The following is a 24,561-nucleotide window of genomic DNA, read 5'->3' on the forward strand; positions in this document are numbered from 1 at the left end:
CCAATATCCACCAGATTTTTCCGGAGTCCCATGAGCCAGTCACACCGCCCCCTGGAAGTCGCCTGCCCCCAGTGCTACAAGAAGGTCGAGTGGCGCGAGGACCATCCCTACCGTCCCTTCTGCAGCAAGCGCTGCCGGCTGATCGATCTCGGCGCCTGGGCCGACGGCACCCACCGCATCGCCGGTGAGCCGGCCATGGACGAGACCGACATCGACGAGATGGTCATGCGGGCCGAACGCGGCCTCCAGGACGAATGACCACGCCGCACGCCCAGCGTCCCGAGTATCGGCTGCTGGCCGAGCTGGAAGCCGCCTTCGATGCCCTGATCGAGGCCACCGCCGCCGTGGCCGAGGCCTATGCCCGCGCCCCGGGCCCCTGCTGGATCTTCGGCGAGCCCGAGCCGGTGGATCAGGCGCGGGCCGAGGCATGGCTGCGCCATGCGCTCCAGGATGTCTGGTATCAGGATGGCCAGGATGGCCGGGCCACCCGCGCCTATATCGGCCTGGTGGCGGCCAGTGACGCGGTGATGGAGGCCGTGGCGGCGGCCAATACGGCCAAGGCGGCGTTCGCCGCCCTGACCGCCAGGATTCGCGACCAGGCCCCGGCGCTGATCCCCGAGGCCAAGGCGGTGCTGCCCTTCCGCCACCCGGCCCTGCACGACCACCTGCGCGGCGAGGGCCTGGCGAGGGTGCACCTCAAGCAATGCTGGCGCGCCATTCCGACCAGCGAGGCCCCGCTGGCGCGGGCGCGCCTGGCCTGGTACTCGAGCGGCCGGTCGATCAAGAAGTTGACGGTGCAGGAGGCCGAGCAGAAGCTGCTGGCCCTGGACAGCGAGGCGGCGCATATCCGCATTCAGCTGCGCAAGCTCGCCGGCCTGCCCGGCGGCGAGCCCCTGGCCCAGGTGCAGCGTCAGGCGCCGCTGATGCGCGCCAACCTCTTCTATCGGGAACCGCTGGAAGACGGGCGCACCCGCCGCGCCATGAACGTCGCCCTGCCGCTGTTCATCCCCACGCCCGACGGCCGGCTACCCGACCACAACCTGCCGCCGCTGCAGCCGCCCGAGACGCGCACCCGTGCCCGTCGGCGGGACGAAAGACTCGAGGAAGCGCCCTTCCTGCCCAGCCTGAGGGTCTATCGCTATCGGTAGGGGCGCAAGCCTCGACGCGCCGGATGTTCACAACCGCTGCTCCACCCGCTCCAGGATCTGGCGGCTCACTCGGTTGACCAGCGGCGTGGCGGCCTTGTTGACGGCCTTCTCCAGCAGCTTGCTGCCCAGCCGATAGGTCAGGGTGAGGCTGACCTCGGTGCCGGCGTCCACCGGGCGCAGGTGGTAGCGGCCCTGATTCTCCACGCCGTCCAGCGATTCCCAGGCCAGGGCCTCGGGGGCTTGTCGCTCGGTGATCGCCACATCGAAGTGCCAGTCGCGTCCCACCGCATGGACGTGCCAGCGGAAGCGCTCATCTCCCAGCGACTCGATGCTGTGGATCAGGTCGGAGTAGTCGGCAAAGTCCTCCACCCGCTCCAGCAGGGCGAAGACCCGTTCCGGCGACGCGGCGAGAATCGCGCTGTGTTCGATGGTGGCCATGGCTTGCTCCCTGCAACACGGTTCACGAAGGCCTCGATTATCGCAGCTACCTCAGGCGTTGGGGAAATCCGCCCCCAGGGTGACGTCCATCCCATGCCCCTTCTCCGCCGCCCAGGCCAGCAGCGTCTCCCGCAGCGCCTGCTGGGCGTGGCGCTCGCCGTGGACGAGCCGGACATGGCGCGGGGGATGGCGCATGCGGCGCACGAAGTTCAACAGATCATGGGCATCGGCGTGGGCCGAATAGCCCGAAACGGTCTCGACCCGGGCGCGAATATCGATGCGCTCGCCGTCCAGCGCCACCCAGCCGCCCCGGGGTCCGTAGCGCTGGATATCGCGCCCCGGCGTGCCGGCGCCCTGGTAGCCGGTAAACAGCACGCCGTGGCGGGGGTCGCCGAGCATGCGCTTGAGGTAGTTGACCACCCGTCCGCCACTGACCATGCCGCTGGCCGCCACCACCACCGCCGGGCGATGGCTCTCGGCCAGATAGGCCACCGTGCGCTCATGCTCCTCATGCGAGCTAACGGTATACAGGTTCGCGAAGCTCAGCGGATGCCGGCCGCCACGTAGCCGCGCGTGGGCCTCGGCGTCCCACCAGGGCTTGAGTTCGCGGTATACCGCGGTAAAGCGGGCCGCCAGGGGGGAGTCCACGATGATCTCGAGATCGCGCCAGCGCCGGTCCGTGGCTCGGTGGATCAGCGTCTCCAGCTCGTAGAGCAGCTCCTGGGTACGGCCGATGCTGAAGGCCGGGATCACCACCGTGCCGCCGTTGGCAAGCGCCCGGTCGATGGCCGCCTCGAGCCTGGCGCGGCGGTGGCGGCGAGCCTCGTGGCGGCGATCGCCGTAGGTGCTTTCCAGCACCAGGGTATCGCACCCCCAGGGCGCCCGGGGCGCCGACAGCAGCGGCGCATAAGGCGCCCCCAGATCGCCGGAGAAGATCGTGCGCCCCGAGGCGCCGCCGTCACGGGCCAGCACATCCACCTCCACATAGCAGGAACCCAGGATATGCCCCGCCCGCTGCAGCTTGACCCGCACCCGGTGGCGCGAATCGTCTACCAGGGTATGCCAGGCGCGGTAAGGCAACGCCACCAGCCGCCCCGCCACCTCGGCCAGGAAACGCTCGATCAGCCCCCGGTCGCGGGTAAACCCGATCTTCAGGGCGTCCTCGATGACCAGCGGCAACAGCCGCGCCGTGGGCAGCGAGCACAGAATCGGCCCCGCATACCCCGCCGCCAGCAGGTAGGGCAGCCGGCCGATATGGTCGATATGCACGTGTGTGACCACGAGCGCCAGCACATCCTCGACGGGGAATGTCACCCTGAGCTGCCCGAAGCCGTCGGCATGATCGGCGTCCTGGCCCTGGAACAGGCCACAGTCGACCAGTAGGGCCCGGTCATCACTGAGCCGCAGGCGATGGCAGCTGCCGGTCACGCCGGCGGCGCCGCCATGATGGGAAACCTGGGGATACTCGCGCATGGCCGGGGCCCCCTGCCGATATGGTAACGACAGTGTAGGCGGCCACACACAATGCAGCAGGCCGCCGATAAGCTGTCTACGCTATGTTAAAAAATGTGAAGATTTAAAAGCGTGATGTCGGAGGCGAGAGATGCGCCCAATCCTGCGTGCGGTGCTGGCCGGTCTGCTGCTGACACCAGCGGCCGACGCCTCATGGGCCGCGGAGGGTGTGCTGGTCAGCGGGGCGACACAAGGTCAGGGCATGCTGCGTGCCCGTAGCGGTGAATGCTTCGCCATCACGCCGCAACACGTGGTGGGACTGGGTGGCGTGGGACTCACCGTGACCAACGCCGAACGCGCCCGGGCGCCGGCGCAGCACCTGACCGACTACGGTGACGATATCGCCGTGATCCGCGTCGATGCCGCCGGGCGCATGACCTGCGGTTCGAGCTGGCGGCGTAGCGAGCCCCTGGACGAGCGCCTGGAGGAGGCGGTGCGCCTGGGCCGTCAGGGCACGCTGCTGAGAGTGCGCCCCACCGGCGGCATCGAATCCTATGCGGTACGCTTCAGCGCCCTCGACTCGCGGCATGTCGAAGTCACGATGCTCACCCCCAGCGGCGAGGCCTTCGAAGGCATCAGCGGCTCGCGACTGATGCTGGATGGCCGCCCGGTCGGCATGGTGCTGACCACCTTCCAGGGCACGATTCGCGCCTACCGACAGGACGCCTTGAACCGCCGAATCCAGGACTTCTTCCCGGGGGACGAGGGGCGTATCCCCTCCTCCGATCTCCCGCTTGAAGCGCGCCACGGGCGAGTGGTGATAACGACCCCGACGGTGGTACACGAAACCCCCACCCCCTTCTCCAGGACCGTTCGCCGGCTGAGCGTCGGGCAGCGCATCGAGTTGCGGGGCAAGGTCAAGGGGCGACCCTGGTGGCAGACCCATGATGGCTATGTGCGGGTCGGTCATACCTCGGGCCCCTAGCGGCGCCGAAACACAATAACAACATCACGACCGTAACCAGGAGATGCCCATGCTTCCCAAGCCATTTGCCGCCCTCTTGCCGACACTGCCTCTCGCCCTGGCGCTGACGCTTAACGCCACTCCCGCCCCGGCCTTCGATCAGAATCGCTTCGAGGCCGCCCAGGAACGCGCCGCCCTGCTCGACCAGGTACGCAATCTACTTGCCGACGAGAGCGCCTCGGTGCGCCTCGCCGTCATGGAAGAGGTCATGAAGGATGACGATCCCGTGTTGCGCAGCATGGCGCTGGAAGCCGCCTTCAGCGGCGACGACGAACGCCTGCATACCGCCGGCCTTCGCCAGCTGCTCAAGGAGCGGGATTTCCTGGCCGTGGAACTGATCGAACCCATGGACCCCAGTCAGCCCCAGGCCTACACCTACCATGTATGGCGTGAATTGATGCTGACGGACCTCGCCATCGACACCGACACGGATCAGGTAAGCGGGTATTTCAACAGCGCCAATATGAATGGCCCCATCATGGGGCAATTGACGCGTGGCGGCTGGCGCCTGCAGCTGAAAAGGGGACACTACAACTGCCACCTGACGCTGACCGAACTTGGCGGCGTCGACCTGATGGGGTCACTGAACTGCGCCATCACCGGATCCACCGCCAATGATGACCATGCGGGCGGCAACCGCGCCGCTCTTCCCTTCAGGATTCGTCTGTCATGACCGGCCTGGCCGCGGGACGCGCCTCGAGGCTCGGTGGCATGCTGCTGGGCGGATTAACGCTGCTCAGCCATGCCGACGCCCAGCCGGCCGCATCGCCGGAGAGTGTAGTGCTGGCCGCCACCATCCTCAACGAGGGGTATGAGCCGGCGGTCGATGTCTCCGGCAACACGCTCAAGGGAGTGATGGCACGGCCCAGCGGCGACCCCGACGGCCAGGACGACAGCCAGCATCTCTACATCTGGATGCCCGAGCGGCTGGATACACGGGGCAAGCGCCTGTGCATCTCGCTCAACTCCCGCGATGGTCAATACGTCAGTCAGCTGGAAGTGCCGCTGGAGGGCGACCCACGGCTAGCCTCGCCTCTCGAGGCTGATACGGTGCTGCGCGCCGACTTCATGACGAGCGAGCCCGACTACTATATCCGGTACGCCGAGACACCGCCGCCTTATCGCCTGGCGGTGCTCGCCGAGCTCAAGATCGACTGCCGCCCCGCCACGCCGCGAGAGGCCGTGCTGGTTGCCGGCTGGCAACCCTACGCGGCGCCGCCCCAGTCCGTCAGCGTGCTGGTAAACGCCAGCCGGCTGGAGGCGCTGCTGGCGGTGTGGCTGGAAAACAACCGCGGCAATCACCAGCAGCAAGGTGTCCGCTGTGCGCCTCTCGAGGTGTCGCCGCGCATCGCCTATGACACCGCCTGCGAGCTCAACCGCGATGGCCTGGCCAAGTATGGCGCCCTGGTTCTCGACGACGCCGCCAAGTCACCCTCCATTATCCTGCGGCGCGGCGGTAATGTGGCGGCGGCGGTGCCGGTGGAAATCCGGCTGTGAGCGGCGCACCCACGCCACGCGGCGGACGCGGCCTGCCGGCCGTCCTGCTGGGCAGTCAACTGGCCGACAGGCCCATCGGCCAGATATTGCTGGCCCTGGCCGCTACCCTGGCCGCCTTGCCGTTGATCCTGCAGCTACTCACCGGCGCGCTGGAGCGCCCTTATGCCTTCTATATCAACGCCAACAGCGAAGTCCTGCGGCTGACTACCCAGGAAAATGCCGCGGCCAGCTGGTTTATCGAGAATGCCACCCTTGTGAGGCGAGCCGAAACGCTGCCCGACCCCGACATGCCGGTGATTCTCACGACAGCGGAGACGACCATGGACGCCCCGGGGCCGACGCCTGAGCCCTTCAGCGGCTGCCTGGAGATCGGCCCCCATGCCGAGGTGACCCTGCGTCGCCAGGGTGTCGGGTCCCTCTGGATCACCGTCGATGGACTCGATATCTCTCAGCGCGACACCACGCCTGCCGTGGTGCTTCGCCCGCTGACGGTGCTCGAGGACGGTAGCCTGAGCACCCAATGTGCTTCCTCCCAGGGAGTACAGGCGCTGCAGCGGATCACCCTGGAAGCCAGCATCGGGGACCTACCGATCAACGGCAGCCTGCAGGGACGCGGAAAGATCGGCGGTGACCCCTATTTCAGCGGCATTGCCCAGTCACCGCCGCTGCTGCGTGGCGGCGAGGCCAGGGTCATGGGGCGCCGGCTGCTCTTCGAACGCGCCTATACGCTGATGCAGACGCCGCTGCACCTGGGCGATACGCTGAAAGTCCTCGGTTCGATGAACCAGGACCCTGAACCGGCACTGCTGACCTGTCTGTTCTCCATCGAGGGTCGCATCATGAATGGTCACGGCATGGAGCTCTCCTGCCATGCCAATGGGCGCGCCCTGTCCATCACCCGTTACGGTGATCGCAGCCGCGATCGCATGGCTCCCCGCCCCTGGGACGTGCTGATCAACGAACCCAGCATGCAGGTCATCCTGCCCCTGGCGATCACCGGCCTGTTCGTGTTCATGCTGCGGCTGCTGGACGGCGGCTACCCCTGGCTCTGCCGGCGCCTGAGACGCGCCGGCAGGCAGGCGGCGGCGGAACCGGATGACGCCGATACGCCGCCGACCCGGAAGTCCGGCGACTAGAACGACAGCAGGCCGCCGATAGCGTATCGGCGGCCTGCTTTTCGCGCCCCTGGCGGCGGCGCGAAAGACGCGGGTCGAGCTTACTTGCCGCCCTTGGCGGACGCTTCCTTGCCGGACTTGCTGGTAGCGGAAGCCGTTGCCTTCTCGGCGCTTTCCTGGGCCTGCTTGACGCTGCCTTCGGTCAGCTTCTGGCTCTCCTGCACGAACTCCTGCTGCAGGGCCACCGCCTTCTCGGCGTCGCCCTTCAGGCGCTCGGTCAGCTGCTTGGCGACGTCCTGCTGGCCTTCGAAGTAGCCCTTGAGGCCTTCGACGTCCTTGACCTCGGTCAGGCGACGCAGCTGCGCCAGGTTGACGTCGGCGTAGGCCTGGGTGGCTTCGATCTGGGCGTTGACCAGCTTCTCGGTGTAGTCCACGGACAGGGCGGCGAAGGCGCGGGCCGGGGCAAAGAACAGCGAATCGATCTGGGCGGTATCGAACTGCTTGGTGTCGAATGCGAATGCGTTGGTCATCTTGGAACCTCCTGGTTCAGTTGCTGTGAACGGGGTCTCTCGTCTGGAAATCCCGCCCTGCTGCCATGAACGGGTTCTCCCCTCTGGAGGTCCCGCTCTGTTGCATTGCACAATAGCAGGCATTTTTGTGCGTTGCAACATGCCGCCTCGCTATCGATTCGACCCTCGCCTCGCTTTCCGACACGCCCGCCCCGCAGAAGACGGGATAATTCGACGGCCAGGCGCCATACTCAAGCCCAGCATGTCGCCATCGCCAGGAGGTCCACATGACCGACGCGTCCCACGACAACGGCCATGACCACTACCAGCAGCTGATGCAAAGCCGCGCCAGGTCGCTGTTCCTGCACCATCCCCATGCCATCTTCGAGCTCGACCCCCAGGGGCGCTTCCGCCACGCCAACCCCGCCGCGGGGCGCTTCGCCAACCTGGATGAAAATGAAGGCCAGGGACTGCATTTCTCCCGTTTCCTGGAGTCCGACGATGCCGCCCAGGTGGAGCGCCACTTCCAGCAGGCGGTCGCCGGTCGCCCCGGCCGATGCGAGGTCATCATCAACACCCTGGACGGCCAGCGCCAGCAGGCCCGTCTCCATCTGCTGCCGGTGGCCTATGGCCGCCATGTGACGGGCGTCTACGTGATACTCGAACAGCCCGACGCACCGCCGGAAAACGCCATCTCGCCGGCCACCCGCCGCCTGGTGGAGGCGATGCCGGTCGGGGTCGCGCTGCTCGACACCACCCGGCGGGACTACCCGATACGCCTCTGCAACCCGGTGTTGTGCCAGCTGTTGGAAACCCCTCGGGACGCGCTCGAGGGCCACCCTCTGCCCCTGCTGAGCGCGCACAAGGACCCGGCGGTGCGTGAGTTACAGGCGGCGCTGGCGAATCGCCGGGCGGCCAGCCAATGCCTGGCGTTGACCCGGCACGGCAAGCCACTCGGCATACGGCTGTATCTGCAGCCAATGGCCGGCGAAAGCGGCGAAAGCGAGGCGAGCCCCCCGATGCTGGCGGTGGCGACTCCCCTCGAGACGCCTTTTTCGCTCGAGGGATAGCCTTGGCGCTTATATCACCCTAGTCGCTCACCCCGATGGCCACGCTCTCAACGGTACCATCGGCGAAGGAGGTAAACTGGACGGCATCATCCCCGTTGGCGTCCTGGCCGATGGTCAGCGTACAGGGGTCGGCATAACTCGCCCCAAAGACAGCATTCAGACCTGGGGTGCCCGCCCCATCGACACGCTCCGTCGCAATGGCAGAGGCGTAAGAGCGCGCATCCGCTAGACAGGCCGCATCCTGCGACCTGTCGGTATAATTCTGATATTGCGGAATGGCAATGGCCGCCAGGATGCCGATGATCGCCACCACGATCAGCAGTTCGATCAGCGTAAAGCCGTGCTGTGCCCTTGTCATGTTCATTGTGAGTCACCTCTCTACGGGGCGCTGTAACGCGCCGAGTCCACAGCGCGTTTCCGAGCTCAGGCCCTCCATGTTCCCCTACTGAAACATACACCAGGCCCTCGACCGCTGTAGGGTGAAATTAGCCGTCCTCCTCCATTGAAACGTCATACCCGGCAGGCCCATGACCGGGGAAACCCGACTAGAATGTCGGTATCCGACGGCTATCGAGGTATGAGGCTCGATGGACGAACTACCCAGGGCACGCTTCTCACCAGCAACGCCCGACACCCGCCTGGGTGGCCTGACGCACCGGCTCGTGGAAGACGGCCTGATGACCGCCGCCGCCGCACGGCACGCCGAGCAGGAAGCGCATGAGGTGCAGATCTCGCTGATGCAGCATGTGGTGGAGAACGGGCTCGTTCCCCCACGCCTGGCCTGCGTCTCGGCGGCATGGGAGTACGGCATTCCGGCCCTGGACCTGGAGGCCTGGCGCCAGGACGCCCTGCCCCCGGCGGATGCCTTTCCCGAAGAGCTGTTGCGCCGGCTGCAGGTACTGCCGCTGAAACAGGCGGCCAACCGCCTGCTGGTGGCGGTGCCTTACCCCGCCACCCTGGTCGGACTGGATGAGTTGCAGTTCGCCACCGGGCTGACGCCGGAAGGTTTCCTGGCGCCCCAGGACCAACTACAGGCGCTTCTGGAACAGTATCTGCTGAACAATAGCCGCAGTCGCCTGCTGGAGGAACTGGAGGGCGCCGACGAGGCACTGGGCCAACTGGAGCATGAGGAGAGCGAAGGCAGCGAGGTCAATCTGCAGGGCGAGATGGCGGCGACCCGCGAGGATGGCCCCATCATCAAGTTCGTCAACAAGATCCTGATGGATGCCATCGAGCGTGGCGCCTCGGATATCCACCTCGAGCCCTACGAGACCCGCTTTCGGGTGCGCCTGCGCGTCGATGGCATCCTCCATGACGTGGCCACCCCGCCCTTCAGCATGCGCAGCCGCATCCTGGCGCGGATCAAGGTGATGGCACGGCTGGATATCTCCGAACGCCGTCTGCCCCAGGATGGCGCCATCAAGCTGCGCACCTCCAGCACTCACTCCACCGACTTTCGCGTCAACTCGCTGCCTACCGTCTACGGGGAAAAGATCGTGCTGCGCCTCCTGGACCCCGCCTCGGCCACGCTGGGCATCGAGAGGCTCGGCTTCGCCGCCCAGCAGCGCGCCCTGTTCGAGCATGCCCTGTACCGGCCCCAGGGCATGATCCTGGTCACCGGCCCCACCGGCAGCGGCAAGACGGTCACCCTCTATACCGGCATCGCCATGCTCAACCAGGAGGAGCGCAATATCTGCACCGCCGAGGACCCGGTCGAGATCAAGGTGCCCGGGGTCAACCAGGTCAATATCATGCCCAAGGTGGGGCTCGACTTTCCCAGCGCCCTGCGGGCCTTCCTGCGCCAGGACCCCGACACCGTGATGGTGGGCGAGATTCGCGACCTGGAGACCGCCGAAATCGCGGTCAAGGCCTCCCAGACCGGCCACCTGGTGCTCTCCACCGTCCACACCAATTCGGCCGCCGAGACCCTGACCCGCCTGGCTAACATGGGCCTGGCGCCCTTCAATATCGCCAGCTCACTCAGCCTGGTGATTGCCCAGCGCCTGGCCCGCCGCCTGTGTTCACACTGCAAGCAGCCGACCCGGCTGCCGCCCGAGACGCTGCGGGAAGAAGGCTTTAGCGAAGCGCAGATCGATGAGCTGACCCTCTACACGCCGGTAGGCTGTGGACGCTGCACCAAGGGCTTCGCGGGGCGCATCGGGATCTACGAGGTCGTACCGATCAGCTCCGCCATGGTCGAGCTGATCCTGCGCAACGGCAGCGCCCTGGATTTCGACCAGCAGGCGCGCCGGGAGGGGTATCCCGACCTGCGCCACAGCGGCCTCGCGTGCGTGGGTGCCGGGCTGACCAGCCTGGCCGAGATCAATCGCGTCATCATGGTATAGCCCAGGGAGGGAAAGGAGGAGAGAGCATGGCCGTCCCCAAGCGCTACCCGGCGAGACCCGTCACCCAATCGCGCTGGGGCTGGGTCGGCAAGAATACCCAGGGCCAGCGCGTCAGGGGCAACCTGGTGGCCGGCTCACGCCAGGAGGTCGAGACCCTGCTGCGCAACCAACGCATCACGGTAAGCAGCATTCGGCGGCGGGGCCGGGTCGGGGGCGGCATGGGGCGCATCACGCCGCGGGATATCATGCTGTTCGCCCGCCAGATGGCCACCATGATCCGCGCCGGTGTGCCCATCCTGCAGGCCTTTCAGGTGGTGGCGGAGAGCATGAAGAAGCCCGCCATGAACGCCCTGGTGCAGGAGCTGATCAGCGACGTTGGCGCCGGTGCCAGTTTCTCCGAGGCCATGCAGCGTCATCCCCGGCATTTCGACGGCCTGTTCTGTAACCTGGTGGCGGCCGGCGAGCAGTCCGGTTCGCTGGACCAGATGCTCGACCGCGTGGCCACCTACAAGGAAAAGGTCGAATCGCTCAAGGCCCGAGTCAAGAAGGCGCTATGGTATCCCACCGCCGTGGTGGTCGTGGGCCTCGGCGTCACCGCCCTGCTGCTGATCAAGGTGGTGCCGCAGTTCGAGAGCCTGTTTCACGGTTTCGGCGCCGAGCTACCGGCGATGACCCGCATGACCCTCACCCTCTCGGCGTTCGCTCAGCAATACTGGTGGTGGGGCCTGCTGGGCATGGTCGTGCTGGGACTGTGTATCCGCCAGGGCCTCAAGGGCTCGGGGCGCTTTGCCTACCGCCTGCACGCCGTATCATTGCGGCTCCCGGTGATCGGCCAGATCCTGGACAAGGCCGCCGTGGCGCGCTATTCACGCACGCTGGCCACCACCTTCGCCGCCGGTGTGCCGCTGATAGAGGCGCTAGATACCGCCGCCGGCGCCACCGGCAACCGGGTCTACGAGCGCGCCGTGGGGGAGGTTCGCGAGAACGTGGCCACCGGCCAGCAACTCCACTTCGCCATGCGCATGACCGAACGCTTCCCGCCCCTGGCGGTACAGATGGTCGGCATCGGCGAGGAGGCCGGCTCGCTCGACGCCATGCTCAACCGCGTGGCCGACTACTACGAGGAAGAGGTCGACAATCGGGTCGACACCCTGACCTCGCTGCTCGAGCCCTTTATCATGGTGGTACTCGGCGTCCTCGTCGGCGGCCTGGTCATCTCCATGTACCTGCCGATCTTCGAACTCGGCTCGGTACTCTAGCGGGGGACTGTCCCAGCTGTGGGGACTGTCCCCTTTCCTGCCAGCCGGGGACTGTCCCAGCTGTGGGGACTGTCCCCGGGGGTTGGGGGACCGTCCCCTTTCCTGTCGGGGGACTGTCCCCTTCCCTGTCCCTTTCCTGCCGGGCACGCCGTCACGAGCCTTCACTCACCAATCAGGACAACATCTTGCTGGATCTCCCACTCCCCCTTCTCTACCCCCTGGCGGCCCTGATCGGCCTGTGTCTGGGCAGCTTCCTCAACGTGGTGATCACCCGCCTGCCGGTCATGCTGATGCTTGGCTGGCGGGCCGAGGCCCGCGAGGCCCTGGAGCTCCCCGAGGAGCACCAGGAACCCTTCAACCTGCTGACGCCGCGCTCACTATGCCCGCGCTGCGAGGCTCCCATCGCCTGGCAGGATAATATCCCGTTGCTCGGCTGGCTCAGGCGCCGGGGGCGCTGTGCCAGCTGCGCCGGGCGCATCAGCCCCCAGTATCCATTGATCGAGCTGGTTGGCGGCGTGCTGGCCGTGGCCGTGGTGGCGCTGTTCGGCACCAGCTGGCAGGGGCTCTTCGTGCTCGGGGCCTGCCTTTCACTGCTCGCCATGGCGGTGATCGACCTGCGCACCCAGCTGCTCCCCGATGTGCTGACCCTGCCACTTCTGTGGACAGGCCTGCTCTATCAGCTGCTGTTCCAGCCGCTGATGCTGCCCAGTGCGGTGATCGGCGCCATGACGGGCTACCTCACCCTATGGAGCGTCTACTGGGTCTTCAAGCTTGTGACCGGCCGGGAGGGCATGGGCCATGGCGATTTCAAGCTGCTCGCCGCCCTGGGCGCCTGGGTGGGTTGGCAATACCTGCCGCTGCTGCTGATCCTCTCCGCCGGTAGCGGCGCGCTGCTGGGCATCCTGATTCAGCTCGCCGTGCCCAGACTACGCGGCGCCCCCCTGCCCTTCGGGCCCTATCTCGCTCTTGCCGGCTGGATCGTCCTGCTCGGCGGCGAACCGCTGATGGCGCTGTATGGCCAGTTCTTTCTGGTGTAGGGCACGTCTGAACCGGTCTTTTTTAACACGAAAGCCGCCGCCTCGATCTCTCGAGACGGCGGCTTCCAGGGAATGCGACAGCGCTTTTGGTAAACCTCTATGCAGGCGCCCTACCGGGATTGTCCGACACCTGCTGTCCCGCGCCCCCATGTCCACGCAACAGGCCCCACAGCACCGCCAGCAGGAAGGCGAACATCATGGTGCCGCTATTGTGGGCAAGAAATGCCTGGGATAGGCCAAAATCGATATAGGCTACCGACAGCAGCACCCCGGCGATCGCCAGGCTTCGCCGCTCGAGGTTCCGATCCGCCATCTGCCGACCAAACAGACGCATCGGAATCAGATAGAGGGCCAGCAGTGCCACCAGGCCGAACACGCCCCGCTTGGCCAGCTCGTTGAGAAACTCGTTGTGCGGGTGACCATATTTCTTCGCCACCCTGGGATGCACGATATCTTCGTCCCCCAGGGCTCGCATGCCTCGGCGATACCCGTTGTCGCCCCAGCCGGTCAGCGGCTTCTCCATGACCAGGTGGGTAGCGCCCTTCCACATCTCGAAGCGCGCGCCGAGTGAACTGGTGCGGCTCTCCCCGGAAGCATAACGCTCGATATCATCGAACGCCTTGAGGACCCGCGGCTGCACTCCGGTCTGCGGCAGGGCATACATCAGCGCACCACCGCCGACCACAACGGCCAGGGCGGTAATCTTGAGCTTGAGTGAGAGATGGCGCCCATAGCCCCGATAGAGCACCAGCAGGACGAAGGGAATACCCACCCAACCGCCACGGCTACCGGAGAACAGCGAGCCCAGGACACCGAGCAGCGCTCCCGCCGCCATCAACCCCAACCAGGCATGACGCTGGCGCTGCACATAGGCCCACCCCAGCCCGGCCAGGCAGAGAATGCCCATGAGCATGCTCAGATTGCCGAACTGGATCACGTAGGTATAGCCCGTCGCACGATCCACGCCGGCCACCAGCTTCTGCCAGCCGGCCCAGCTGCCGGCCCCTATAGCGCCGATGGCCAGGCCAGCCCAGAGCCAACTCAGGCGCGGCGGGTAGGCCATGACCAACAGCATGGCCGGAATCGCCAGCATGAAGCGAGAGGGCTTGTCGACACCCGGCCAGCCCTGCCCATCCCACCATGCCGCGGCGATGCGTATCACCGCATAGAGGGCCAGAACCGACATGATGGCGAGATCACGGCGATCCAGGCCCAGCGTCGGCCGCTTGATCACCAGCACCACGCTGCCCAGCAGCAGCATCACGGCACCCAGTGAGTAGCCACTGGGCACCACCAGGGCAATCGCCCCCAACAGGAAGACGGCGAGGCCGTTGTAGAGCTGGACCGGAGAGGATCGGTGAATCGATGCGGGTGACACAGGCGAGGCGGAGTCAGTAGGCGTGATCATGGAGGGGGCCAAGGTCAGGCAGTCGGTAATTCGGTGGGCCAGAAAACAGAAATGGCCGGCGCAAGGCCGGCCATTCTATCACACGCCATGGATCAATCTGCGCTACTCGGCGTAGCCTTGTGGATTGGCCGACTGCCAGCGCCAGGTATCGGCCATCATCTCGTCGAGACTCTTTTCGGCAGACCAGCCTAGCTCCTGCGCGGCCTTCGACGCATCGGCCCAGAATGCCGGCAGGTCGCCCGGGCGGCGATCCCCAAAACGATACGGCACCTCAACCCCGGTCACCCGCGTAAAGCTGCCCACCATCTCGAGCACCGAAACGCCCTGGCCGGTGCCCAGGTTATAAATGGAGACGCCCGGAGCCTCTACCGCCTTCAGAGCCTTGAGATGCCCCACGGCAAGATCCACCACATGCAGATAGTCCCGCTCACAGGTGCCATCCGTCGTGGGATAGTCACTGCCGAAAATCGTCAGCTCATCGCGGCGCCCTACCGCTACCTGGGCGATAAACGGCATCAGATTATTGGGAATCCCTTGAGGATCCTCACCGATAAGCCCCGAAGGGTGGGCGCCAATGGGATTGAAGTAGCGCAGCAGTGCCACCGACCAGCGCTTATCGGCCACCACCAGGTCCTCGAGCAGCGTCTCCACCATCGCCTTGGAGGTACCGTAGGGATTGGAGGTGGTGCCGCGGGTTGTGGTTTCCACATAGGGTACCGGCGCCTCGGCGCCATAGACCGTCGCCGAGGAGCTGAACACCATGCGTCTTACGCCCACCGCCTCCATGGCCTGGCAGAGCACCAGGGTGCCGTACACATTGTTCTCGTAGTATTCCAGCGGCTTGCCGACGCTCTCCCCCACCGCCTTCAGACCGGCGAAGTGGATCACCGCCTCGATGGCATGCTCGCGAAAGAGCGCATCCAGCCCTTGGCGGTCACGGATGTCACACTGGACGAAGCGAACCGGCTTGCCGGTAATGCGTTCCACGCGACGAACCGCCTCCCGCGAACCATTGCAGAGGTTATCGATAACGACGACCTCAAGACCCGCCTCGAGTAGTTCGACGACGGTATGGGAACCGATATAGCCGGCGCCGCCGGTTACCAGGATTGCCATCTTGCTCCTCAATATGCGTTCTTGTTGATAAATCCTTTAAAGATAGTCAAGCAGATAACCTTGATATCCAGCCACAGAGACCAGTTCTCAATATACCAGAGGTCGCATTCGATGCGCTTTGAAAGATCGGTGTCACCCCGCCAGCCATTAATTTGTGCCCAACCTGTAATCCCTGCCTTAACCATATGCTTTTGCATATAACCAGGTATCTCATGTTTGAACTTATCCACGAATACCGTGCGCTCAGGCCGTGGTCCTACGATCGACATATCTCCTTTGAGCACATTAATGAACTGAGGCAACTCATCCAAGCTCGTTCGCCGGATGAAAGCACCGAACCGGGTCGTTTGCTTTTCCTGCGCACCTCCCCAATGCACACCATTTCTTTCGACATCCACCGGCATGGAGCGGAACTTGAGCATCTCGAAGGGCTGACCATTCCAGCCAACCCGTTCTTGGCGATAGAAGATAGGTCCCGGAGAAGTCAGCTTGACACCAATGGCTACCAAAGAAAGAACCGGACTGATCAATAGCAGGATGACGGCCGCGATCAGCCGATCCTCGCCGGCCTTAAGGAAGCGACTCCACCCTGTCATGGGGCTGCAGCTCAAGTCCAACAGGTAGAGATCGGCCACGTTCGAGACGCTATGGTTGATCAGGCGAAAATCATGCATATCCGGCATGTAGCGCACATTGCTGGTTGAGAGACTCAGGTTATTCTGAATCTCGCGTACCGTCCGACCTTCCGATACTGGAAGGCAGATCCAGACCTCTTCCTCCTCATGCTCGACAGAAACTCCTGGGAAGTAACGCTGATGATGCCGACCTTGGAGCTCATCCTGATCATCATCCCTGACCAGCAGAATCCGATTGACATCGAAGCCCGCCGACGGCACGCGTTCCAGGTGGGCATAGGCAGTAGCACAAGAATGCGCATCACCGACCAACAGGACGCGACGACGGTTCTTACCGCGCGCGCGCAGATTATTCAGCACCGGATAGGCGATGGCGCGTACCAGGATGGACAGCAAAGCACCGTTGAGCATCCAACCGAACACCCACAACCGCGAAAAGTCGAGGCTTCTTCCACTAAAGAAGGCGACAACAGTAAGCCCCGCACCGATGACCAGGTAAGCAACAGCCAACCGCACCATTAGCTCGGCACGCAGCCTACCTCGCCAAGACTGATAGAGTCGAAAGCTAGGCAGGATAATCGACGCCAATACCACACCAACTGTCACCGCCCACACATATCGCTCGGACATTCCCAAGGTGCCGAAGCGCATGATATGCGCCAGCATAGCGGCCAGCACGACAATAAGCAGGTCAGCACTGCGCGTCAGTATATGAGTATAGCCTTGGAAGCCGCTGATCTGGCGTGTCTTGGTTGAAATACTTGACATTGCAAAACCTTTACCCGATGAACCGCTGACTATTGTCGACCATACCGGTCTTCGAACCGCACGATATCGTCTTCGCCAAGGTAGGAGCCCGACTGGACCTCGATCAGCTCCAGCGAAATCTGGCCCGGGTTTTCCAACGCATGCACCTGGCCGATAGGGATAAAGGTGGACTCATTCTCGGTGACCAGATAGCTCTTCTCTCCCACAGTCACCTTGGCCGTGCCGCTGACCACGACCCAGTGCTCGGCGCGGTGATGGTGCATCTGTACCGAGAGCTTAGCGCCGGGTTTGACCGTAATACGCTTGACCTGATAGCGATGGCCTTGGTCCACAGAGTCGTAGACACCCCAGGGGCGATAGACTTCACGGTGGTTGAAATGCTCGCTGCGCCCCGACTCCTTTAGCCTGGCAACGATCCGCTTGACATCCTGCACCTTATCCTTGTGCGCCACCAGCACGGCATCCTTGGTTTCAACTACCACCAGGTTTTCGACCCCTAACGTTGCCACCAGGCGATGTTCGGCCTGTACCAGGGTATGGGAGGTGGCCTCAGCGAGAATATCACCACGCAGCACGTTGTCGTTGGCATCCTTGTCGCTCACCTCCCACAGCGCCGACCAGGAGCCGATATCGCTCCAGCCGGCATCCAGGCTGACCATGGCGGCACTCTCGGTCTTCTCCATCACTGCATAGTCGATGGAGTCTTCAGGGCAGGCCGCAAAGGCGTCCTTACCTACCCGCAAGAAGTCCAGATCTCGCTGCCCTTCTTCCAATGCCTGCCGACAAGCCGTCAATATCTCCGGTGCATGGCGCTGCAGCTCTTCCAGATAGCGACTGGCCCGGAACAGGAACATGCCGCTATTCCAGAAGAACTCCCCGCTGGTTAAGTAGCCCTCGGCCGTCTGGTGATCGGGTTTCTCAACGAAACGCGATACCTCGAAGCCCTGCTCACCCAGGTTGGCACCTCGCTGAATATAGCCATACCCCGTCTCAGCCTGGGTGGGCACGATGCCAAAGGTCACTAGCCGACCCGCTTCTGCCAAGGGCAGCGCCGCATTGATTGCCTCATGAAAAGCTTCTATCCGCTGGATCAGGTGATCCGCCGCCAGCACCAGCAGCACCGGGTCCTCCTCACGTTCCAAGGCATGCAGCGCGGCCAGGCCGATGGCCGGCGCCGTGTTACGCCCCACCGGTTCCAACAAGATGGACGGGGCCTTGCCCAGTTGACGCAATTGCTCTGCCGCCAGGAAGCGATGCTGCTCGTTGCAGATCAGGATCGGCTCGGCATGCGGGATGCCGTCGAGGCGCTCCATGGTAGCCTGCAACATCGACCGACTGCCGGTCAGTGGCAGAAACTGCTTGGGATTGAGTTGACGCGAAAGCGGCCACAAGCGTGATCCCGTACCACCGGCCATGATCACCGGACAAAGCGGTTGTGACATGAGTTACTCCAAAGCACCAAAAAATTCCTGGCAATGCGACTCGACGAAGGCCTTAAAGCGCTCCTGAAACACCGCCGTCGAAAAGCGCTCGGCGTTTTGACGTATTCGCCAAGGCTCGAAGGCGAAGTCACTCTCGAACCGACCGACCGCAGCCTGCAGCGAGGCTTCGCTCTGCTCGTCGAAGAATACACCCGTCTCACCTGCCACTACGGTCTCCCAGGCGCCGCCCCTGCCGTACGCGATCACCGGCGTGCCGCAGGCCTGAGCCTCCACGGGGATGATGCCGAAATCTTCTTCGGCAGCGAACACAAACGCCCTGGCACGTGCCATATGGTCCTTAAGCACATCGAAGGGCTGATAGCCGAGCACCTGGATATTAGGGGTAGCCGCGGCCTTTACCTTCTCCATTTGCGGCCCATCACCGATCACTACTAGTTGCTTGTCGGGCATCCCGGCGAAGGCGCGGACGATCAGGTCCACCTTCTTGTAGGGCACCAGGCGTGAGGCGGTCACATAGAAGTCATCCTTTTGACCGACGACGCTGAAGTCTTCCACCGCCACGTTAGGGTAGATGGTCGTTGCCTCTCGACCATAGACCTTTTTGATGCGCCGGCCGATGTAATCGCTATTTGAAACGAAATAATCGACCCCGTTGGTGGTGCGCAGGTCCCAAAGCCGCATCTTGTGCAGAGACCAACGTGCCAGCCAGCTCTTGGGCCCCTTGGTAAGCCCCGCCTCTCGAAGGTACTGATGCTGCAGGTCCCAAGCATAGCGAATGGGCGAGTGACAATAACAGATATGCAGCTGGTTGGGCCCGGTGATCACCCCCTTGGCCACCGCATGCGAGCTGGAGATCACCAGGTCATAGCCCGACACGTCCAGCTGTTCGATGGCCAACGGCATCAAGGGCAAATAACCCCGATACTTCTTCTGGGCAAAAGGCAGCTTCTGGATGAAAGAGGTCCGGGCCTTCTTGCCCTGCACAAAGCCACGCTGATCGTCGGGCAAAAAGTCGACAACCGAGAAGATATCGGCCGAGGGGTAGAGGGTAAGGATCTGCTCGACAACGCGTTCAGCACCAGCGTATGTGATTAGCCAGTCGTGGACAATGGCGACGCGGGTCATCACTCGCCCCCCAGTTCTCGATAAATATTACAAACTTCTTGAGCCATCACTTTTGATGAGTAACATTTCTGTTGAACCTTGCGACCACGGTCACCCAATTGCCGGCGTAAGCCTTCATCAGCCACCAGTAGTTTAAGCTTCTTTACCGCTTGGCCCGGCCGACCTAGCGGGTAGAGCACACCACCACCCGACTCTCCCACTATTTCGAAGTGCCCTGTCACATCACTTGCCACCACCGGCAATCCCATCGCCATCGCCTCCAGAACGGCAAGCGGAAGTCCCTCCCACCGAGCCGATGAAAAATAGACGTCCGCTGCTGCAAGTGCTGGAGTAGATGAATCCATGGCACCCAAAAAAATTAAATTTTCGACCTTTTCTTCAGCTGCTTTTTTCTTCAACTCAGCAAAATCGTTCCCGTGCCCCACCCAAAGAAACACCACTTCAGGCAACTCTTGAGCGACCTGAAAAGCTTCCTGCATATTCTTCTGGAAGTCGAAACGGCTCAATGTAGTCACCACCACAGCCTCACTTGAGATACCTAGGCACTGACGAAAGGCACTCCTTTCAGAAATTCTCTCTTCGTGAGAAACATCTTCTACACCATTCTCGATGACTTTATATGGCGTTCTAGGCCATAGTCGATTTTTTTGTGCGACTTTATACTCTTCATTGGATACAAAAACCAGGCGATCAACCAGGCGAATAGTCAGATTTTCGTAAAAACGATACAGTCGTTCCGAGAGAGCATTATAGTTTCCAACATGTACGCCATGTGGTGTATGCAAACATGGCTTACCTGTTAAAAGTGAAACAAAACGCCCATATACACCGGCACCTTTTCCATGCGTATGAACTATATCAACACCTTTTCTTAATACATATCGAGAAAGCCTAACCGCGCAGGACAGGTCGAATTTTCGATGTGGAATAGAAAACACATTCCCGCGTGCCAACTGGTTAAATCGCTCAGCATAAGGTGGCTCTTGTGGACAAGCGACATGAGCTTCAATTAATTTATCAAGGTTTTTAATCAATAATTCAATATGTCGCGGACCGCCACCATGATCAGCTCGGACAGAAACCATTAGGACACGCATAAATTAATAACCATTTTTCAAATGAGAGGCAGCCAAACCAAAAAACAAAGCAACCAAAGAGCTTTCAACAATATTAGTCACAACACCATAGCTACTAACAAACAGCATTACCGGTAAAAACCAAGCCTCTCTATCTCGCTGCAAACTAACCAACACTACCTTTACAAAGAGGGCAACAATTAAAAATATGGCCACTAGAGTACCTAGCGAAACAGAAAGATACACAAAAAGGTTGTCCGCAGCAAAATAATGGTCAGGCTCAAAGTGCTTTTGCGCAGCTCCAACACCGCCAAGACCACGCCCGAACCACCAGTGATAATTGCCATCTAAGGTCAGCAGCCGAAAAGAATCCGGCCACATCCAATTTAATCTATCACCAAAGCTAGCTAGGAAAAAGTTAGTTTCTGCTCTTTGCAAACCAGGATCATAATTTATCCATAACGTAGATAATGGGACCACAACCATCACTATCAGTATAAACCCAAACAATATAAGCCACAGCTGTACCCAGAGCCTGGCCCAGTGTAAAATCGCACCTCCAATAAAATAGACTGATAGCAGCATCCATGCACCGAATGGGCCCTTCGACGTTGTCATTGCTATACCGGCTCCCGCCAAAAGCCAGACTAGGGCTTTCAACCACCGCCGCTCCAGTGATACAACTAGCGCCATCCCAAACATGAGCAGTTGTGATGCCGTATTGAATGAGGCTCTCGTAAAGCCGGCATAGCGCTCGATGCCAAAGGCACTCCATTGACGAGAAATCTCAACACTGCTTCCAAATATGGTCATGCTTTGCCCACTCCACGGGTAGGCAATCAGTGGATCAAAGAACAATCCTAAGAGAGTGACAACAAAAAGAGCCCTGAACAAACGGTAGAAGTGGGAAAGTTGGACCAATGAACCTATCCACAAACCGAACAGTAGAGGTACTACTACCCAAAACCCAAACACCGCTTGCAAGGGGTTGTCTAGATTCAGCATACCCCAGAACAAATACAATACCGCTAAGCCGCTAAGCAACCAGGCCGCAGGGGAAGCTTGAGGCCTTAGTAGAAACAGCAAAGCCACTGCTACACACAGTAGCAACTTGGGCACATAGATTAGCACCTCAAGGTTTACGAGCGAAAGACCATAACGAAATGGTGAATCTAGAACCAGCGACCATAAAAAAAATGCCGCCAGCCAGTATGCGATAGGGCCAAGCCTCAGTTGAAGCAACCTAACGTCTGGTGGAAGGCCGTCTTTGATATGGCTACCTGGCTCAAGCACTGTAACGCTTCCTACCGGCCTTTTCGAACCCTTCTTCAATGACCTCAGCGTACAATGCCTCGTAACGAGCAACCCATGCATCAAGGTCCATAAAGGAAGTACTACTTGGCTGCGCATTAGCTTTCAATTTCTCGCGCAGGGCTGAATCACCATGCATGCGCTGCAGGCATTCGGCAAGCTCTCCTTGCACATCCGGCTCAAAGAGGAGTCCATTCTCACCATCTTGAATCATCTCGGGGATACCACCACGACGCGCGCCGATAACCGGCTTTCCGAAGGCGAGAGCTTCAGCAACCACCATACCCAACGCTTCATTCAAGGTAGACGGCACTACCACCACATCCACTTTCGAATAGAATTCTCGCTGAGGCACTCGGCCCATAAACTGTATACGCTCATCTGTGACATTCAAATGCAAGTATGACTCATAATGGTGTTTACCACTACCAGCAACCAAAAGCTCAGCATCAGGCAAGTCACTGGATAAAAACACCTCTATCAAAATCTCAATACCCTTTGCTGGGTATAAGCTACCAATAAACCCAAAACGCAAGCCATCATGCGAATTTTCTTCAGATATTGCACTGACTCCAAGCGCAATGGGGTCGCGCGCATTATGAATCACTCTCTGGATTGGCACGCCGGCAAAATAACCAAGATTACAATGCCGCTCCAGAATAAAATGACTTACACCAACAACTGCTTTTACATTTTGACTTAAAACGCGATGTGGAAGGCGGAAAATTCTGCAGTCAGCACATTGGTTTGTACAATTTCTACCATTACGGTGCATCGTAGCCTTTACACAAACTGAATACGAATCATGTAACACTTGCACGATTGGAATATTTAATTCAACCAAGGTGGTCCAGCTAGCAGATGACCAACCCGGCAGGTTATGCAACGAGGCGACATCCGGTTGTTCCTCGGCGACAACCTGTTTGAGAAAACTCTGCATCCACGGATTGTAGCTGTCCAGCGCATGCCATAGCAGCCGAGTCGCAGCAGCAGGACGCTTCTTGTGATACGGCCAATACACGTTGCGGATGCCGGCTTCCCATACCGTAATTCCCTCACGCTCTGTCATCCTCAAACCCGATGTATCGGAGGTGGCAAGCAACACGCAATCGTGACCGGCATCACGCAGGCCACGCATCAGGGTCCAGAGTGTTTGTTCGGCACCACCCCCCTTCTCGGGATCGGCTAAAGCGTGCAGGAATAGAATCTTCATAGCGAAAACCGCTCATCAATGGAGTGGACCCCATCCTTCGGAACACCTGACAGTTCATCAAGCTCGGGTCGGGTCGAGTCGGGTCGAGTCGGGTCGAGTCGGGTCATTAAAGGCATGAGGCCGCCTGCGGCATCTGTCAACCCAGGGAAAACAATGGGATGGACTCCTCCTCACCTAATCGGCATCAATGTGCCAAAATGGTGAGTAGGTAGGCTACAAACCATCATAACGATGAGGAGAAGTCCAGATGACTATTATCCGTGTCGGTGTTGATATTGCAAAGTCTGTGTTCCATGTTCATGGTGCTGACCGTCAGGGTAAAACCTGTTGGCAAGGTAAGTATTCACGCAGCAAATGGCTGGATGCGATCAGTAAAAAAGTTCCCGTCAACGCTGAAATCGGCATGGAAGCCTGTGCTTCTTCTCATCACTGGGCGCGAGAACTCCAAAAACGTGGCTATCAGGTTCGTTTGATTGCTGCGCAATTTGTTAAGCCTTATGTCAAAAGTAACAAGAATGACCGAGTTGATGCTGAAGCCATTTGCGAAGCTATGAGCCGCCCCAACATGCGCTTTGTCACTCCAAAATCGGTTGAACAGCAGAACATCCAGGCCATGCATCGAATTCGGGAAGAGCTAGTTGCTCAACGCACAGCCAAGGCCAACCAGATTCGAGGTTTAGTCGGTGAATACGGCATCATTGCACCCGTTGGTATTCATCAGTTAAGGCGAGCTTTACCCTGCTGGTTAGAAGAGGCAGGTAATGGGCTTACTTACCCCTTCCGGCTCTTACTGAGTAACCTTGCAGAAGATCTTCGTTATCTCAATGACCGTGTTCAAAAACTTACCGATCAGATTACAGAAAGCGTACAGCGTGACCCTGTTGCTAAGCGTTTAATGACACTGCGTGGTGTCGGCCCTTTAATTGCCAGTGCCTTGGCCGGAGCACTGGGCAGGGAAAACGCATGAAAACTTTCAGACCGCGAGAATGTCAGCAAGGTATGTCTCAACCAATGCCGCTTTCTTTTGTTTCCGCCGAATTCCGCCCTTGAAAGATTTCTCTCCTTTCAGGTAATTCAGCGCAATATGTCGGACCCTGGCGAGATTTCCCGCCGCCTGTCCGCGGTGGATTTTGCAGGCATCTTCACGAAGCGCCACATCCAAAGACCAGTGGAGCTTGGCCTCAATATGCCAGTGCTGCCGAGCTGCTTCGGCGAGCTTCTTGGCGGTCAATTCGGCTGAACTGATGTAATAGCGGATCATCGGCTCTTCAGGAGCCTCATCGCCCTCTTGGCGAAAACTCATCACCACACCTACCGTTTTCAAGCCCGGCCATTCGTAGCTAAGCTCTTGAAACTCTTCAGTAAGCTCACTCACGATGTGATAGCGCGACTCTTGCCGACCGCGGTTCTTTTCATCCGTGATGTACGAGTCACCCGCAAAGTTCGCCACCTTGGTTATCGGGAATGCCGTCTCGAAGGCGTCAGCCAAGGCCGGCTGATTCCCCTTTACCGATAGCAGGTAATCGGCGCCCTTCTGCAGGACCTGAGTGGCGATCTTTTTCTGGCAGCCCAT

Annotated in this window: 23 protein-coding genes and 1 pseudogene; 11 read left to right on the forward strand and 13 right to left on the reverse strand. The window is 61.0% G+C overall.

Annotated features, from left to right (window positions below; all coding sequences use genetic code 11):
• Positions 1-30 precede the first annotated feature (30 nt).
• Both yacG and Q358_RS0116090 read left to right on the forward strand, forming a co-directional pair.
• Positions 31-258, forward strand: coding sequence for a DNA gyrase inhibitor YacG (yacG, locus tag Q358_RS0116085; RefSeq protein WP_027962900.1), 228 nt, complete (start codon positions 31-33; stop codon positions 256-258).
• On the forward strand, positions 255-1,148 hold the full coding sequence (locus tag Q358_RS0116090; RefSeq protein ID WP_027962901.1) for a hypothetical protein: 894 nt from the start codon (positions 255-257) through the stop codon (positions 1,146-1,148). Before yacG ends, Q358_RS0116090 begins: the two co-directional genes overlap by 4 nt.
• Before the next feature lie 27 nt (positions 1,149-1,175).
• Here the strand turns inward: Q358_RS0116090 and Q358_RS0116095 are convergent, their stop codons facing one another.
• Together Q358_RS0116095 and Q358_RS17860 are read right to left on the reverse strand one after the other, a co-directional pair.
• Positions 1,176-1,586 carry an SRPBCC family protein gene (locus Q358_RS0116095; protein ID WP_027962902.1) on the reverse strand — a complete coding sequence of 137 codons (411 nt, stop codon included), beginning with the start codon at positions 1,584-1,586 and terminating at the stop codon, positions 1,176-1,178.
• 51 nt (positions 1,587-1,637) lie between these two features.
• Positions 1,638-3,059, reverse strand: a complete 1,422-nt coding sequence (locus tag Q358_RS17860; RefSeq protein WP_043488638.1) for an MBL fold metallo-hydrolase RNA specificity domain-containing protein — start codon at positions 3,057-3,059, stop codon at positions 1,638-1,640.
• 130 nt (positions 3,060-3,189) lie between these two features.
• On the opposite strand from Q358_RS17860, the gene Q358_RS0116105 reads away from it, so the two are divergent.
• From Q358_RS0116105 to Q358_RS0116120, 4 genes are read left to right on the forward strand one after another with little or no spacing between them, the layout of a single operon-like run.
• Complete coding sequence (locus Q358_RS0116105; RefSeq protein ID WP_027962903.1) at positions 3,190-4,023, forward strand: hypothetical protein; 834 nt, start codon at positions 3,190-3,192, stop codon at positions 4,021-4,023.
• 49 nt (positions 4,024-4,072) lie between these two features.
• Complete coding sequence (locus tag Q358_RS0116110) at positions 4,073-4,735, forward strand: hypothetical protein (RefSeq protein ID WP_027962904.1); 663 nt, start codon at positions 4,073-4,075, stop codon at positions 4,733-4,735.
• Positions 4,732-5,559: a hypothetical protein gene (locus Q358_RS0116115; protein ID WP_027962905.1), complete on the forward strand. Its 828-nt coding sequence runs from the start codon at positions 4,732-4,734 to the stop codon at positions 5,557-5,559. Before Q358_RS0116110 ends, Q358_RS0116115 begins: the two co-directional genes overlap by 4 nt.
• The gene (locus Q358_RS0116120; protein WP_027962906.1) at positions 5,556-6,695 is read left to right on the forward strand and encodes a hypothetical protein; all 1,140 of its coding nucleotides are present in this window, start codon (positions 5,556-5,558) and stop codon (positions 6,693-6,695) included. Before Q358_RS0116115 ends, Q358_RS0116120 begins: the two co-directional genes overlap by 4 nt.
• 80 nt (positions 6,696-6,775) lie before the next feature.
• Here the strand turns inward: Q358_RS0116120 and Q358_RS17865 are convergent, their stop codons facing one another.
• Positions 6,776-7,204 (reverse strand): phasin family protein, encoded by a 429-nt coding sequence (locus tag Q358_RS17865; protein WP_051530484.1) that lies wholly within the window; start codon positions 7,202-7,204, stop codon positions 6,776-6,778.
• 266 nt (positions 7,205-7,470) lie between these two features.
• Between Q358_RS17865 and Q358_RS0116130 the strand changes: the two genes are divergently transcribed.
• Positions 7,471-8,253: a PAS domain-containing protein gene (locus tag Q358_RS0116130; protein WP_027962907.1), complete on the forward strand. Its 783-nt coding sequence runs from the start codon at positions 7,471-7,473 to the stop codon at positions 8,251-8,253.
• Between the two features lie 243 nt (positions 8,254-8,496).
• On the opposite strand, the pseudogene Q358_RS19145 reads toward Q358_RS0116130, so the two are convergent.
• Positions 8,497-8,611: pseudogene (locus tag Q358_RS19145) on the reverse strand (prepilin-type N-terminal cleavage/methylation domain-containing protein); the annotation flags it as partial.
• Between the two features lie 229 nt (positions 8,612-8,840).
• On the opposite strand from Q358_RS19145, the gene pilB reads away from it, so the two are divergent.
• The 3 genes from pilB (at position 8,841) to Q358_RS0116150 (ending at position 12,894) form a co-directional block, all read left to right on the forward strand.
• Positions 8,841-10,598, forward strand: coding sequence for a type IV-A pilus assembly ATPase PilB (pilB, locus tag Q358_RS0116140; RefSeq protein ID WP_027962908.1), 1,758 nt, complete (start codon positions 8,841-8,843; stop codon positions 10,596-10,598).
• 26 nt (positions 10,599-10,624) lie between these two features.
• The gene (locus Q358_RS0116145; RefSeq protein WP_027962909.1) at positions 10,625-11,857 is read left to right on the forward strand and encodes a type II secretion system F family protein; all 1,233 of its coding nucleotides are present in this window, start codon (positions 10,625-10,627) and stop codon (positions 11,855-11,857) included.
• Positions 11,858-12,039: 182 nt separating this feature from the next.
• Positions 12,040-12,894, forward strand: coding sequence for a prepilin peptidase (locus Q358_RS0116150; protein WP_027962910.1), 855 nt, complete (start codon positions 12,040-12,042; stop codon positions 12,892-12,894).
• Positions 12,895-12,991: 97 nt separating this feature from the next.
• Here Q358_RS0116150 and Q358_RS17875 read toward each other — a convergent pair whose 3' ends face one another.
• The 8 genes from Q358_RS17875 to Q358_RS18475 all read right to left on the reverse strand — a co-directional run bounded on the left by Q358_RS17875 (position 12,992) and on the right by Q358_RS18475 (position 22,988).
• Positions 12,992-14,302: an O-antigen ligase family protein gene (locus tag Q358_RS17875; RefSeq protein WP_084286615.1), complete on the reverse strand. Its 1,311-nt coding sequence runs from the start codon at positions 14,300-14,302 to the stop codon at positions 12,992-12,994.
• 102 nt (positions 14,303-14,404) lie between these two features.
• Entirely contained in the window at positions 14,405-15,418 is a 1,014-nt protein-coding gene (gene galE / locus Q358_RS0116160; RefSeq protein ID WP_027962911.1) for a UDP-glucose 4-epimerase GalE, read from the reverse strand.
• 8 nt (positions 15,419-15,426) lie between these two features.
• Positions 15,427-16,821: an undecaprenyl-phosphate glucose phosphotransferase gene (locus tag Q358_RS18065; RefSeq protein ID WP_084286616.1), complete on the reverse strand. Its 1,395-nt coding sequence runs from the start codon at positions 16,819-16,821 to the stop codon at positions 15,427-15,429.
• A 29-nt stretch (positions 16,822-16,850) separates the two neighbouring features.
• On the reverse strand, positions 16,851-18,263 hold the full coding sequence (locus Q358_RS0116170; RefSeq protein ID WP_084286617.1) for a mannose-1-phosphate guanylyltransferase/mannose-6-phosphate isomerase: 1,413 nt from the start codon (positions 18,261-18,263) through the stop codon (positions 16,851-16,853).
• Positions 18,264-18,266: 3 nt separating this feature from the next.
• On the reverse strand, positions 18,267-19,388 hold the full coding sequence (locus tag Q358_RS17880; protein WP_043488641.1) for a glycosyltransferase family 4 protein: 1,122 nt from the start codon (positions 19,386-19,388) through the stop codon (positions 18,267-18,269).
• Positions 19,388-20,485: a glycosyltransferase family 4 protein gene (locus Q358_RS18470; protein WP_084286618.1), complete on the reverse strand. Its 1,098-nt coding sequence runs from the start codon at positions 20,483-20,485 to the stop codon at positions 19,388-19,390. Before Q358_RS18470 ends, Q358_RS17880 begins: the two co-directional genes overlap by 1 nt.
• A gap of 3 nt (positions 20,486-20,488) precedes the next feature.
• Positions 20,489-21,757: an O-antigen ligase family protein gene (locus Q358_RS18765; protein WP_156940961.1), complete on the reverse strand. Its 1,269-nt coding sequence runs from the start codon at positions 21,755-21,757 to the stop codon at positions 20,489-20,491.
• Positions 21,750-22,988 carry a glycosyltransferase family 4 protein gene (locus tag Q358_RS18475; protein ID WP_084286619.1) on the reverse strand — a complete coding sequence of 413 codons (1,239 nt, stop codon included), beginning with the start codon at positions 22,986-22,988 and terminating at the stop codon, positions 21,750-21,752. Before Q358_RS18475 ends, Q358_RS18765 begins: the two co-directional genes overlap by 8 nt.
• Positions 22,989-23,235: 247 nt before the next feature.
• Between Q358_RS18475 and Q358_RS18480 the strand changes: the two genes are divergently transcribed.
• Positions 23,236-23,955 carry an IS110 family RNA-guided transposase gene (locus tag Q358_RS18480; protein ID WP_211248353.1) on the forward strand — a complete coding sequence of 240 codons (720 nt, stop codon included), beginning with the start codon at positions 23,236-23,238 and terminating at the stop codon, positions 23,953-23,955.
• Positions 23,956-23,961: 6 nt separating this feature from the next.
• Here Q358_RS18480 and Q358_RS0116195 read toward each other — a convergent pair.
• The coding region (locus Q358_RS0116195; RefSeq protein WP_027962917.1) for an ISAs1 family transposase at positions 23,962-24,561 on the reverse strand (600 nt) is incomplete at its 5' end.

This window comes from Halomonas halodenitrificans DSM 735, assembly GCF_000620045.1.
Classification (GTDB): domain Bacteria; phylum Pseudomonadota; class Gammaproteobacteria; order Pseudomonadales; family Halomonadaceae; genus Halomonas; species Halomonas halodenitrificans.